At 60.3% G+C, this 13,232-nt stretch carries 13 protein-coding genes and 1 pseudogene; 10 read left to right on the top strand and 4 right to left on the bottom strand.

The annotated features are described in order from the left end of the window. The first annotated feature begins 3 nt into the window (after positions 1 to 3). Positions 4 to 984, top strand: coding sequence for a sulfate/molybdate ABC transporter ATP-binding protein (locus FQ182_RS18525; RefSeq protein WP_149414227.1), 981 nt, complete (start codon positions 4 to 6; stop codon positions 982 to 984). A 235-nt stretch (positions 985 to 1,219) separates the two neighbouring features. Here FQ182_RS18525 and FQ182_RS18515 read toward each other — a convergent pair whose 3' ends face one another. After that, positions 1,220 to 1,744: a DUF962 domain-containing protein gene (locus FQ182_RS18515; protein WP_149414226.1), complete on the bottom strand. Its 525-nt coding sequence runs from the start codon at positions 1,742 to 1,744 to the stop codon at positions 1,220 to 1,222. Between the two features lie 83 nt (positions 1,745 to 1,827). Here FQ182_RS18515 and FQ182_RS18510 point away from each other — a divergent pair, with 83 nt between their 5' ends. Next, on the top strand, positions 1,828 to 2,514 hold the full coding sequence (locus FQ182_RS18510; protein WP_149414225.1) for a Crp/Fnr family transcriptional regulator: 687 nt from the start codon (positions 1,828 to 1,830) through the stop codon (positions 2,512 to 2,514). 38 nt (positions 2,515 to 2,552) lie between these two features. After that, positions 2,553 to 2,918 (top strand): response regulator, encoded by a 366-nt coding sequence (locus FQ182_RS18505; RefSeq protein ID WP_149414224.1) that lies wholly within the window; start codon positions 2,553 to 2,555, stop codon positions 2,916 to 2,918. 372 nt (positions 2,919 to 3,290) lie between these two features. Here the strand turns inward: FQ182_RS18505 and FQ182_RS18495 are convergent, their stop codons facing one another. Continuing rightward, positions 3,291 to 4,295 (bottom strand): AraC family transcriptional regulator, encoded by a 1,005-nt coding sequence (locus tag FQ182_RS18495; RefSeq protein WP_149413905.1) that lies wholly within the window; start codon positions 4,293 to 4,295, stop codon positions 3,291 to 3,293. Positions 4,296 to 4,410: 115 nt separating this feature from the next. On the opposite strand from FQ182_RS18495, the gene FQ182_RS18490 reads away from it, so the two are divergent. Continuing rightward, positions 4,411 to 5,484: a fatty acid desaturase gene (locus FQ182_RS18490; protein WP_149413904.1), complete on the top strand. Its 1,074-nt coding sequence runs from the start codon at positions 4,411 to 4,413 to the stop codon at positions 5,482 to 5,484. A 75-nt stretch (positions 5,485 to 5,559) separates the two neighbouring features. Here FQ182_RS18490 and FQ182_RS18485 read toward each other — a convergent pair whose 3' ends face one another. Continuing rightward, on the bottom strand, positions 5,560 to 6,480 hold the full coding sequence (locus tag FQ182_RS18485) for a LysR family transcriptional regulator (RefSeq protein WP_149413903.1): 921 nt from the start codon (positions 6,478 to 6,480) through the stop codon (positions 5,560 to 5,562). A gap of 96 nt (positions 6,481 to 6,576) precedes the next feature. After that, a complete protein-coding gene (locus FQ182_RS18480) occupies positions 6,577 to 7,758 on the bottom strand; it encodes a CynX/NimT family MFS transporter (RefSeq protein ID WP_149413902.1) in 1,182 nt (393 codons plus the stop codon). Between the two features lie 326 nt (positions 7,759 to 8,084). On the opposite strand from FQ182_RS18480, the gene FQ182_RS18475 reads away from it, so the two are divergent. The 6 genes and pseudogenes from FQ182_RS18475 (at position 8,085) to FQ182_RS18450 (ending at position 12,853) form a co-directional block, all read left to right on the top strand. Further along, a complete protein-coding gene (locus tag FQ182_RS18475) occupies positions 8,085 to 8,906 on the top strand; it encodes an energy transducer TonB (protein ID WP_149413901.1) in 822 nt (273 codons plus the stop codon). Between the two features lie 43 nt (positions 8,907 to 8,949). Next, positions 8,950 to 9,675 (top strand): MotA/TolQ/ExbB proton channel family protein, encoded by a 726-nt coding sequence (locus FQ182_RS18470; RefSeq protein WP_149413900.1) that lies wholly within the window; start codon positions 8,950 to 8,952, stop codon positions 9,673 to 9,675. Position 9,676: 1 nt separating this feature from the next. Further along, on the top strand, positions 9,677 to 10,078 hold the full coding sequence (locus FQ182_RS18465; protein ID WP_149413899.1) for a biopolymer transporter ExbD: 402 nt from the start codon (positions 9,677 to 9,679) through the stop codon (positions 10,076 to 10,078). Positions 10,079 to 10,358: 280 nt separating this feature from the next. Next, a complete protein-coding gene (locus FQ182_RS18460) occupies positions 10,359 to 10,940 on the top strand; it encodes an alpha/beta hydrolase (protein WP_149413898.1) in 582 nt (193 codons plus the stop codon). A 48-nt stretch (positions 10,941 to 10,988) separates the two neighbouring features. After that, positions 10,989 to 11,921: pseudogene (locus FQ182_RS18455) on the top strand (sigma 54-interacting transcriptional regulator). A 149-nt stretch (positions 11,922 to 12,070) separates the two neighbouring features. Next, on the top strand, positions 12,071 to 12,853 hold the full coding sequence (locus tag FQ182_RS18450; RefSeq protein ID WP_149413897.1) for a MetQ/NlpA family ABC transporter substrate-binding protein: 783 nt from the start codon (positions 12,071 to 12,073) through the stop codon (positions 12,851 to 12,853). Positions 12,854 to 13,232: the final 379 nt, after the last annotated feature.

The following is a 13,232-nucleotide window of genomic DNA, read 5'->3' as shown; positions in this document are numbered from 1 at the left end:
GTCATGTCGATCGAAGTCCGTAATGTCAGCAAGAATTTCAACGCCTTCAAGGCCCTGAACAGCATCAATCTGGACATCCAGAGTGGCGAGCTGGTGGCGTTGCTTGGCCCCTCCGGCTGCGGCAAGACCACCTTGCTGCGCATCATCGCCGGCCTGGAAACACCGGATGATGGCAGCATCGTCTTCCACGGCGAAGACGTCTCTGGCCACGATGTGCGTGATCGCAACGTGGGTTTTGTGTTCCAGCATTACGCGCTGTTCCGCCACATGACAGTGTTCGACAACGTCGCGTTCGGCCTGCGCATGAAACCGAAAAAACAGCGTCCAACCGAGAGCCAGATTGCGGTCAAGGTTCATGAGTTGCTGAACATGGTGCAGCTGGACTGGTTGTCTGACCGTTACCCGGAACAACTCTCCGGTGGCCAGCGCCAGCGCATCGCCCTGGCCCGCGCCCTGGCGGTGGAACCGAAAGTGCTGCTGCTCGATGAGCCTTTCGGCGCCCTCGATGCCAAGGTCCGTAAAGAACTGCGCCGCTGGCTGGCGCGTCTGCACGAAGACATCAACCTGACCTCGGTGTTTGTGACTCACGACCAGGAAGAGGCCATGGAAGTCGCCGACCGTATCGTGGTGATGAACAAGGGCGTGATCGAGCAGATCGGCTCACCGGGCGAAGTCTACGAAAACCCGGCCAGCGATTTCGTTTACCACTTCCTGGGCGACTCCAACCGCCTGTATTTGGGGGAGGACAAGCATGTGTTGTTCCGCCCCCATGAAGTGTCGCTGTCGCGCCATGAACTGGAAGATCACCATGCGGCGCAAGTGCGCGATATTCGACCGCTGGGAGCGACCACTCGGGTGACCCTGAAAGTCGAAGGCCAGAACGAACTGATCGAAGCTGAAGTGGTGAAAGACCACGACAGCCTGACCGGCCTGGCGCGCGGCGAGACGTTGTTCTTCAAGCCCAAGGTTTGGCAGAAGGCCTGAGTGATATACCTGTAGGCGCCGGCAAGCCGGCTCTACAGGGTTAGGTGGTGATCCCTAAAACTCTTTCTCCAAGCTCATTCAGCCTGGCCTGTGCATACCGGGTCTTTTCCCATTCCCGCGGATCACCTGGAAATGCATAGCCTTGCGGCGCACTGCGCTCGTGCCAGCTCTGCACCCGCCACTCGCGCAATTGCGCCAAAGGGGTCAGCCCTCGGGCGTTTCGGCAGCGCTATCGTTAGGCTGTGGCATTCTTGTTGCGCACCGCTACCGGCCCCGAGCGCTCTTCGATCTGGTGCTTGAGCTGCTGGCGCAACCCCAGCAAAAACGCCAACTCCGCTACCACAAACAACGGCCCCACAATCAGCCCGGACACGTCATCGACAAACGCAGGCTTTCTGCCTTCGTAGTAATGGCCGACAAACTGGATCACCCAGCCCACCACAAACATGCCGATGCCGCTGCTGAGCCAGACGAGTGTGCTTTGCGCCGCCAGCACATGCCCTGTCCACACCGACAAGCCCATCAGCACCGTCATCAACATGCCGAGGGCCAATTCCAGGCGCAGGTAGAACCAGGCCGAGAACAGCGCCAGCAGCACGGCCGGCGACAGCCAGAAGCCGGCCAGTGACCATTCGGGGCGTGAGAGCAAGACCGCGACGGCGACGACGATCAAGGGGATGCCGATAAAGTGGCTGGCAATGTTGCGCGGGTCACGGTGGTAGGCTGCATATTGACTGAGATGGTCGACGAGGCTTTTCATTGTTATTCCTCCTGTAGGATGGTTGATCATGCCTTGTCGGCCTGCGGCCAACTGTCAGCTGGCCGACAATCTTCGGAGTTCTCATGGACGCAGAGAAATGGCCCCCACGACTGTCGACCGGTCATTGGTACAGCCACCTGCCTGCTCAGTTACAGGATAGCTTGCTCGCCCATGCCCGCTTGCGGCAGCTGACGGCGGGGCAATACCTGTTCAAACGCGGCGACCCGCCGTGTGGCTTGTATGCGGTGTTGGAAGGTACCTTGCGCATTAGTGCGGTGAACGAGCAGGGTAAGGAGGCGGTGTTGAGCCTGGCGGAATCGCCTTACTGGCTCGGCGAAATTTCCCTGTTCGACGGTTTGCCGCGTACCCATGACGCCTGCGCCGTCGGGCCCTGCACGTTGTTGCAGGTGCCGCAGCCGGCCCTGCTGCAGATACTCGACGAAACCCCCGTTTACTGGCGTGACATGGCCCTGCTGATGAGCCAAAAGTTGCGCCTGACCTTTATCAACATCGAGCAACTGAGCCTGATGCCGGCGTCGGTACGGGTGGCCCACCGTTTGTTGATGATCGCCGAGGGCTACGGCGAGATCGAACGGTCAAGACGTGTGCTGCAACTGCCCCAGGAAGACCTGGCAGCGATGCTCAGCCTATCGCGCCAGACCACCAACGCGTTGCTCAAGGACTTGCAAGGGCAGGGCATCCTGCGTTTGGGCTATGGCGAGATCGAAATCCTCGATGCGCAGCGGTTGCGGGAGGCGGCCCACGCCTGAGGGTGTTAGCCTGCAGTTACGATCATTCGAGGTGTGTTATGCGTGTGCTGCTAGTGGAACACGAGTCGGAGACGGCAGAGTGGATGGCCCGGGGCCTGAACGAGGCCAGTTACACGGTTGAAGTAGCGGCCAATGGCATGGCTGCCCAGCGTTTTGTCGAGAGCAGCGAATACGACCTGGTGATCCTTGATGTGATGCTGCCGGGGCTCAATGCCTGGAAGCTGCAGCAGGCGATCCGTCAGAAGGGCGAGACGCCGGTGTTGTTCCTGACCACCCAGGACGGGATTGAGGATCGCCTGCGTGGCCTGGAACTGCACGAGGATGATTACTTGCTCAAGCCGTTCGAGTCCAAGGAGTTGGTGGCGCGGGTGAGGAAGTTATTGCGGCGCGATCGCGGGCGCTGATCGGCTGTGGTTTGGCGGTGTCTGTGAGGGCCTTATCGCGGCATGGTATCTACACGTCTCTGATGGCTGGGGGGCGGCATGTTCGGTTCTAGGGGGTGATTGAGTACCTATCCGCTGCTGCGGTAACGGCGGCTTAGGGTGGGCGCCGCGGTGATTCAGGAAGCCAGCGTCATCGTTAACGACCATCGCGAGCAAGCTCGCTCCTACAGTGGGCAGTGGGCATGGGATCTGCTCTTGCTTCTCACCACTCAGGTCGGCTACCAGGCCGCCGTGCTTTTGCTTTTGATCTTAGGCGCCCCGTTAACCACGATGGCTGAACGCAGGCATTGATCCGTGGGTAAACCGGCAGGACGCCGGTTTAGCCGCAGCCCCCTACCTCAACCCATCGCGAAACTGCCCCGGCGTCATCCCGGTCCAGCGCTTGAACGCGCGGTTGAAACTGCTGGTATCGGCAAACCCCAACAAGTGACTGATCTCTGCCAATGAGCATTGGGGATCGCGCAGGTGCAGCAACGCCAGATTCTCCCGGCATTCATTGAGCAGCGCATCAAACCGACAGCCTTCATCTGCCAGGTGCCGCTGCAAGCTGCGCAGGCTCAAGTGTAAGGCCTGGGCAATGTGCTCGGCGCTGGGTTCGCCGTCTGGCAGTTGCGCTTCGATGGCCGAGCGCACCCTGCGTTCCCAGGTCAGCGGTTGCAGTTGGGCGAGGGTACGGTTGAGCACGGTTTCGTTGTGTTCGGCCAGTTCCGGGTTGGCGTCGTCCAGGTGACTGTCGAAATCAACGGCGGCGAACTCCAGGCGGTCTTCATCGGCGGCAAAGAATACCGGTGCGCGAAACACCGTGTGCCAGGACGTGGGATCGGCCGGTTCCGGTCGCCGCAAATACACCGCCAGCGGTGCATAGTCGCGTCCCAGGCGGTTGCGACAGGTGCGCACATAAATCGCTGCAAAGGCATCGATGGCTTCGAAGGCCGGCGCCGGGCTGTCGCCAGGTTGCAGCAAACGAAAGCAATAGCGCTCGCCTTCCCGGGTCAGCTCCAGCACCAGGGCGTCGCTGACTACCTGGTGATAACGTACGATCCGCTCGAACACTTCCCGCAAACTGCCGCTGGCCACCAATGCATAGCCCAGAGCGTGAAACGTGGTGGGGCTGACAAACCGCGACACCCGCAAACCGATAGCCGGATCGTCGCTGGCCTGCACCGCCAGTTCCCACAACCGCGTGGTGGCCGACAACGGGTAACGCGCTTTTGGATCGTCCATCTGCTGCGGGTCGAGCCCGGCCTGGGCGCACAGTGCCGCGCTGTCGAGGCCCAGGGCGTCGAGTTGCTTGCGCAGAGCGCGGGTCCAGCTGGCGAGGGAAGTGGCTTCAGGCATAGGGATTGGCGCTTGCGGTCAACAAGTTGGCGTGCGGGGCTAGCGTCCTGCACGACCGCGTCTGGCAGGATGCATGCAGGAATAAGCACGCATTGATACTTAAGAGGATGGAAGCATGGACGGTACTTCTGCAAGTCCCCAACAGATGAACGCACAGCAACGCTCAGCGCATATACGCGAAGTGGTGTTGGCCGAAGGCGTCAGATTGCGCCAGCGCCACCCCTGGTTGCTGCATCAGGACGCCTTGGGCGCGGGCATCCTGGCCTTTGCACTGATGGGCATGATTGGCTCGGCAGCGTTCTACATCACGGGGCATATGGCCTGGTGGGTGTGCCTGCTGCTCAATGCTTTCCTGGCGTCACTGGCCCATGAGCTGGAACACGACCTGATCCACAGCATGTACTTTCGCAAACAGCGCCTGCCACACAACCTGATGATGGGCCTGGTCTGGCTGGCGCGGCCGAGCACCATCAACCCGTGGGTGCGGCGCCATCTGCACCTCAATCACCACAAAGTCTCCGGCACCGCGACCGACATCGAAGAACGCGCGATCACCAACGGCGAACCCTGGGGCATCACCCGGTTGCTGATGGTGGGCGACAACATCATGTCGGCGCTGATCAGCATCCTGCGGGCGCCGTCCTGGAAGTACAAACTGAGCATCCTAAAGCGTGTGTTGCTGGTCTACGCACCGCTGGCGCTGCTGCATTGGGGCGCTTGGTACGTGTTTCTCGGATTTCACGCGGCCAACGGTATCGCCAGCCTGATGGGCGCGCCGATTGAATGGTCGGCCGGCACCCTGTCGATGATGCACGTCATCGATATCGCCGCCGTGGTGATCATCGGGCCCAACGTGCTGCGCACCTTCTGCCTGCACTTTGTCAGCTCCAACATGCACTACTACGGCGACGTGGAGTTGGGCAACGTGATCCAGCAGACCCAGGTGCTGAAGCCGTGGTGGATGTGGCCGTTGCAGGCGTTCTGCTTCAACTTCGGCAGCACCCATGGGATTCATCATTTTGTGGTCAAGGAACCGTTTTATATTCGGCAGATGACGGTGAAGGTAGCGCACAAGGTAATGGCTGAGATGGGCGTGCGGTTCAATGATTTCGGCACGTTCGCCCGGGCCAATCGGTTTGAGCGGGTGGAGCGGATGCAGGCTCAAGAAGGTAGTACAGCCGAGGCTTAACCAGTGGCTCTGCATAGGTGTCTACACCACTTTTGATGGCTGGCGGACTCCTTGTAGCAAGCCCGTGATGGCGATCTAAACCGCGACGCTGATCTGTTGTTTGTCCACCGCCACCAACACTTCAATCATCGCTTTCGCCGCCGGTGACAAGCGAAACCCGGTACGGCTGATAATCGCGCAGCGGTTATTCAAACTGTCGAAGGTGTGGGGCACATTGCGCCAGTGCAACACCGCCAGTTCACCTTTGGCGAATGCCTCGACAAACGCCTCTTCGGCTCCCAGGCCAATGGCGTTGGAGAGCTGCACGATGGCGGCCAGCGCCGGGAATTGTTCCAGTTCGATGCTGGGGAAAAAGTCGATGCGCCCGCTCAAATTGGCCAGCAACTTGCGGCTGCCCGGTGCGATCAAGGGTGTGGCCAGCGGATAGTCGAACAGGTCATTGGTCGACAGGCTGTCCTTGGCCAGCAACGGGTGCCCGGCCCGGCAGAAAAATACATTGCGACGGGGCGTCAGGGCTTGAGTCTGGAAGTTCGGATCGGCCTCGAAGTGCCGAACGTCGGCAATGAAAAACTCGATCTCTTCGCGACTCAAGCTGCGGCCGAGCTTTTCCCAGTTATCCACCTGCAAACCGCTGCGCACCTTCGGATAGGCGCCGATGAACTGCGCGAGCGCCTGGGGCACCAGATTCACCGCGGCTACCGCATCGCTGCCAAAGCGCAGTTCGCCGGCGTCGAGCTTGGTCATGTGGGTGACTTCGTGACTGAGCAACGCCGCACCCTGGACCAGGGACAGTGCGTGCTGCAACACCACCTGGCCTTGCGGGGTGGGGCGCAGTTCCTTGTGGGCGCGGTCCACCAGGACGCAGCCAAATTCCTGCTCCAGGCTCTGGATGCTGCGGCTGAACGCTGGTTGCGTAATGCCCATGGCATCGGCGGCGCGCACGAAGCTGCGGTACTCGTTGAGAGCGATGAAGTAACGCAGTTGGCGAAGGTCCATGGGGTTTTCCGGCGTCCATAGGGAACGGGGATTTTAATGGCCTTACTTATTCCGTCAAAGAATCATTAATAGTCTTGTTAGATCTAAATTGCATATTTATAGAGCTGGCGCAGTCCGATAGGTTGCCGGGCTGAAGACCTGTGTCACGGCCAACATCGCCACTACCGTAACCGTCAGCACTACCCAGGCGCTGATGAAACTGCCGGTCAGCTCCCGCAACCAGCCGGTCATCCATGGCGACATGGCGTTGATCAAAAAGCCCACGCCTTGCACAAATGCCGCCAGTTGCCCGGCTTCCCGAGGGTCGCGGCGGTGGTCGAGGGTCAGCAGCAGGCTCAGGGCAAAGCAGGCGCCCAGGCCGAAACCGATCAGCGCTACCCACACATGCGGCTGTTGCAGCGGCGCGAGCCATAGGCCGAGGTAGCCTACTGTCTGGGCCAGCAGGCTGATGGTCAATAAGGGGCGACGGTCGATGCCCCGTTGGGCCAGGGCCGGCATCAGCAGCGCGGCGATCACCTGGAAAATCGTCATGTACGCCAGCAGTGAACCACTGGGTAACACGCCCCAACCCAATTGCTGATAGTAGGCCGGCAGCCAGGCCACCATGCTCATGTAGCCGCAATTGACCAAGCCAAAATATAACGCCAGCAACCACGCCCGGCGATTACGCAGGCCCTGGAACGGCGCCGTCACCTGCCGGTTTTTCGCTGCGCCCAATGGCAACCAGGCCCACAGCAGTAATGCGCCGAGCGCGGGTAGCAGCCAGATCCCCAGCCCGGCCTGCCAGTGCTGGAAATGGTTGGCGACCAGGGGGCTGAGCAACGCCGCCAAGCCGCCGCCGCCCATCAGCGACGCCGAATACACCCCCATCGCCAACGGTACCCGCTGATGAAACTGGCGCTTGATCATCGCCGGCACCAACGCCTGAATCAGCGCCACCCCGGCACCGCCCAGCAAGGCCGTGGCCAGCAGCGCCGACGCCTGGCCAAACAGCCAGCGTGCCAGGCATGCCAGCAGAATCATCATCAACCCCAGAGCGATACCCCGACGTTCGCCCAATCGCGCTTCCAGGCGCACGCCCACCAATGCCACCAGGCCCATGCACACCGCCGGCAAGCTGGTGAGCAGGGCGCTGTTTTGGAAACTCAGGCCGGTGGCCAGGCGGATTTCCCCCAGCAACGGGCTGATGGAACTGAGGATCGGCCGCAGGTTGAGCCCCAACACCACCAGCAGGCCCCAGCCGGCGAGTTTTCCGGCGAACGAGTTATTCAGCGTCATAAGGGCCAGCCAGTCACGAAATCTTCCTTAGAGGGCAAAAGGGCGGGAAGTATGTGCAGTCTTTGCCGTTTTCTGAAACGAAATAAATCGATGCCTTTGACGAATATTTTGTATGCCTGCAAGGCATCGAAATTCGGCGACTTGGCGCCAGGCCACGGGCCCCACGGCTTTGTCGTTAGCGCTAATTTCCAATATTCATTTTCGATCTATCTATAACTTTAAAGATTACTTTAAGAGATAAGTGTCTAGCCCCGATGATTCAGCCCTCGACGGCCGCCCAGGCAGGTTCGTCGGTTTTTTCGCTGAAGATCGTAGGGAGTTAATCAATGGGCAATGTCCAGACCGCCGCCAGTGCTCAAGAGGCGCAATGGCGCCAGGCACCGGGTGGTGAGTTGGTCGACCTTGGCCGGCGGCATCGCGCGCCGTTGGGGCAGTTGCGTTTGCAGAAAACCCCCAAGGGTGTCTTGAGTCGCCGTGAAGCCATTGTGCTAGGGCTCTTGGCGTTGGCCCTGCACGGCGCGGTGATCTACTGGGTCAGCCAGAAAGAAACCCTGGTGCTGCCCATAGTGCCGCCGGAAATTCCACCAATGACCATCGAGTTTTCCCAACCAGCGCCGCCGGTGGTTGAGCCACCACCGCCTGTACCACCGCCGCCGCCGCCACCCGTGGTCGAGCCACCGCCACCGGTTGTCGATGAGTTGGCCGCCAAGCCGGCGCCGCCTAAACCGATTCCGAAACCCAAGCCCATGCCGGTGCCAAAACCAGAGCCCAGGCCTGCCCCGAAAGCAGTCGAGCAACCGCCCGCGCCGCCGCAACCGCAACCGGCTCCACCTGCTCCAGCGCCGGCCCCGCCCGCGCCAGCGCCGGTGACACCCGCCTCGGCCAGCGCCGCGTACCTGAAGAATCCGGCGCCTGAATACCCATCACTGGCCCAGCGCCGTGGCTGGGAAGGCACGGTGTTGTTGCGGGTGCATGTGCTGGCCAGCGGCAAGCCGGGCGAGATTCAGATTCAGAAAAGCAGTGGTCGCCAGCAACTCGACGACGCCGCACTGACCGCCGTGAAGCGTTGGAGCTTCGTGCCGGCCAAGCAGGGCGATGTCGCCCAGGACGGCTGGGTCAGCGTACCGATCGACTTCAAGATTCATTGAGCACGGGCTCAACACCAAATCGCTTACACCGAGGGAATACATCATGACGTTATTGGCATCTCCACTTGAGTCCATCGAAAGCACGGTGATCTGGCTGTTGGTGATCTTTTCCGTCGCCACCTGGGGCCTGGCCCTGCTCAAGGGCGTGCAGTTCGGTCGCCTCAAGGCCCAGGATCGCAAGTTCCACAAACAGTTCTGGGCGGCGTCGAGCCTCGACTCGGCTGCCGAATTGAGCGAGACCCAGCCCGGCGCGGCTGCCCGCGTGGCCCAGGCCGGTTATGCAGCGATCCAGGTTGGCGATGCGTCTCACGCGGCAGACCTGAGCCAGGCGATCAATCACCAGGACCGTCTTGAACGCGCCCTGCGTCAGCAAATAGTCCGTGAGCGTCGCTCCCTGGAAACCGGCCTGGCCGTGGTCGCCAGTATCGGCAGCACCTCGCCGTTTATCGGTCTGTTCGGCACCGTGTGGGGGATCATGGAAGCGTTGAAGGGCATCAGTGCCGCCGGTTCCGCCAGCCTGGAAACCGTGGCGGGTCCCATCGGTGCCGCCCTGGTCGCGACCGGTGTCGGTATCGCCGTCGCCGTGCCGGCGGTGCTGGTCTACAACTACTTCCTGCGTCGCCTGAAGCTTGCGGCCGCTGACCTCGACGACTTCGCCCACGACTTCTACAGCCTGGCGCAGAAGAACTCGTTTCGCGTGTTGATCCATCCGGCCCTGCACAAGACGGCCACTCAGGGCGGCACGCAGAAAGTGAAGGAGGCGTCCTGATATGGCCTTCTCCACACAAGACAGCGACGAGGTACTGAGCGAGATCAACGTCACGCCCCTGGTGGACGTGATGCTGGTGCTGCTGGTGGTGTTTATCGTCACCGCGCCGCTGCTGACCAATGCGATCCCGATCAACCTGCCCAAGACCGAGGCCGTGGCCCCGGTGGAACAGAAAGACCCGCTGGTGGTGAGCATCGACGGCGCTGGCAAGGTGTTTATCAACAAGGACGAAATCCAGCCAAACCTGCTGGAATTCAACTTGCAGGCGGCCAAGGCCAAGGACCCCAATGTGCGGGTACAACTGCAAGCCGATGATGGCGTGAACTACGGCGAAGTGGCGCGAGCCATGGCGTCTATCGAGCGAGCGGGCATTACCAAGCTGTCGGTGATTACCGCCCGGTAGGGCGAAGCTGCAAGCGACAAGCAAGAGCCAGCCTGCTTTGACTTGTAGCGTGCAACTGAAAGCGTGAATCTGTTTTTTGGCCGTCTCCTTGGCAGGGTGCGGCCTTTTTTTTGCCTGAAATTTACTGTCGATGTGATTGTTCCCACGCTTTGCGTGGGAACAATCAGTTTCGGCAGGTTTGAGTTTTTGGTTATTAATAAATAGCTTCTTATTCCTTAACGAATATAAACCTCGTCCCTATACTGGTCAGCAACGTTAAACGCTGCAGGAGGGCACACCCATGCACAGCGAGTCGATTCGTTATCTGATCGTGCCGGGCTGGCAAGGATCGCCAGAAGACCATTGGCAAAGTCACTGGCAGAACAGTCTGCCCAACAGCGCTCGGGTGGAGCAGGCCGACTGGCTGACTCCGCGCCGCGAAGACTGGGTAGCGGCGCTGGCCGAAGCGATTGCCGCCGACAGCACCCCGGTCATTCTGATCGCCCATAGCCTGGGCTGCATCACGGTCGCCCATTGGGCCGCTACCGCCCCGGTGCATTTCCTGCGCCAGGTACGCGGCGCCTTGCTGGTGGCTCCGGCCGATGTCGAACGACCTGCCTGCGCGCCCGCCCTGCGTAATTTCGCACCGATCCCCACCGACTTGCTGCCGTTCCCCAGCCAAGTCGTCAGCTCCGATAACGACAGCGCTGTCAGCGCCCCTCGTGCTATGGAACTGGCGCGCAACTGGGGCGCCGAGGCCGGGATTCTCGCCGGTGCCGGGCACATCAATGTGAAGTCCGGGCACCAGCGCTGGGAGCAGGGTTTCGCTTACCTCTATCGCCTGCAAAGTCGCCTGGAGCAGCACTCCCGGCGCCGTGCGTAATATTTCTTGAACGCCCCGTCCCTGAGTGGATTGGGGTGGGAGCCTGCCATGAGCCTGCATGAAAATTTCGGTCAGCCGCTGCTGACCTTTCCCGACGCCGAAAAAAGTCCCCTTAGCATCCGCGCCAAGGCACTGGTGTTTGTCGACCCGCGTTCGCGGCAACTGCGCGAAGACCTCGAAAGCCTTGCCCCCCGCGCCTTGCCGGTGTTGATTCGCGGTGAAACCGGTAGCGGCAAGGAATTGCTCGCACGGCACATCCACCGCGGCAGTGACCGCGCCGGTTTATTTGTCTCGGTCAATTGCGGCGCCATCAGCCCCACTTATGCCGACGCGGAGCTGTTTGGTTACGCCGCCGGTAGCCACAGCGGCGCGGCCAGCAGTCGCGCCGGTTGGTTCGGGTCGGCCAACGGCGGCACCTTGTACCTCGATGAAATCGGCGACTTGCCGTTGCCGATCCAGGTCAAGTTGCTAGCCGCTCTGGAAAACCACGAAGTGACCCGCGTCGGCGCTCACCAGCCTAGCCCGGTGGATGTGCGCCTGGTGGCGGCCACCAGCATCGACCTGGCCCAGGCGGTGGCTGTCGGTAAATTCCACGAGCGCCTGTTCCATTACCTCAACGAAGGCCATCTTGAGTTGCCGGCGCTGCGCGAGCGGGTGGGCGATATCCTGTCCCTGGCCGAATATTTCCTCGGCATCTACAGCCAGCGCCTGGACCTGCCTGTGCCATTGATCAGCGAGGCGGCGCAACGGGTGCTGGAACACCACAGTTGGCCGGGCAATACCCGCGAGCTGGAGAACGTCATTCACTTTGCGCTGCTGGTCAGCAGTGGCGATGAGATTTTGCCGGAACATTTGAATTTGCCGGTGAGTGTGCCGTCGGTGGCGGGGATCGAATAGCAGGTCCGGCAGATCCTGCAGGACGGCACCGATGCCGAGCGCAGTGCTTTGAAGCGTCTATTGGAAGGCTTACCGTCTGTATGAACAAAATGGAATATCAAAGTGAATAAAAGGTATTGTTCGGGAATAAAAAATATCGGTATTGTCCGTTTCACGCCGCGATAGCACTTCGCTGGCACACCATATAAAAAGCGGCCGTCGCTGGCGCCCCGGATTTTCGATAAGGACACTGCATGAAAAAGGTTCTGTTATTCACCGCACTGGCGGCTGCCCTGACTGCTAGCCTGGCCCAGGCTGGCGAGAAACTGGTGGTGGCTGCCACCCCGGTTCCCCATGCCGAGATCCTTGAACTGATCAAGCCAGCCCTGGCCAAGGAAGGCGTGGACCTGGAAATCAAGGTCTTCACCGACTACGTGCAACCGAACGTACAAGTGGCCGAGAAGCGTCTGGACGCCAACTACTTCCAGACCCTGCCGTACCTGCAAAACTTCAATAAGGGTAAAGGCACCAACCTGGTCACCGTGATCGGCGTGCACGTTGAACCCTTTGGTGGTTACTCGAAGAAAATCAAAAGCCTGGCTGAGTTGAAAGATGGCGCGACCGTGGCCATCCCCAACGAAGGCTCCAACAGCGGCCGCGCACTCCTGCTGCTGCAAAAGGCGGGCTTGATCACCCTGAAAGACCCGACCAACGCTCTGTCCACGCCTAAAGACATCGCGAGTAACCCAAAGAACCTGAAGTTCAAGGAGCTGGAGTCGGCGCTGCTGCCACGGGTTCTGGACCAGGTTGACCTGGATATGATCAACACCAACTACGCCCTGGAAGCTGGCCTGAACCCAGCCAAGGATGCGCTGGTTATCGAAGACGCCAAGTCGCCGTACGTGAACTTCCTGGTAGCCCGTCCAGACAACAAGGACAGCGCGGCTATCCAGAAACTGGCCAAGGCCCTGACCAGCCCTGAAGTCAAAGCCTTCATCGAGAAGAAGTACAACGGCGCGGTAGTGCCAGCGTTCTGATAAACCCCCTTCAAGGTTTGAACGCCGACGGCTGTGGCGAGCGGGCTTGCCCGCTCACCACATTTAGCCTGCGTTTTTTCAGAGATTTCGGGTATTAATCGCCCGCCGCAACGCCATCAGCCACTTCAGCAACTCCTGCGGGTCAATCGGTTTTGTCTCGGTCATCGGTCATTCCCTCGCCTGTTAAGTGGCCATCCGTCTGGCCAAGCGCTGCCAATCCTTGGAGCTCAGCGCCGATAAAAAGAAGTTTCCTACAACGCCGAGAACAGTAGCTGTCATCCAGCAACCCCGCGAATCCGCAGGTTATCTATTTGGGTGATATCAATATGCTATTTAGGTATTTAAATTTTACTTTTTATACCTTTAAAGTTCGCGCTAC

The sequence above is a fragment of the Pseudomonas sp. ANT_H4 genome (genome assembly GCF_008369295.1).
Lineage (GTDB): Bacteria > Pseudomonadota > Gammaproteobacteria > Pseudomonadales > Pseudomonadaceae > Aquipseudomonas.
The sequence above is the reverse complement of the archived record's forward strand: the minus strand, read 5'-3'. Positions and strand labels throughout refer to the sequence as shown.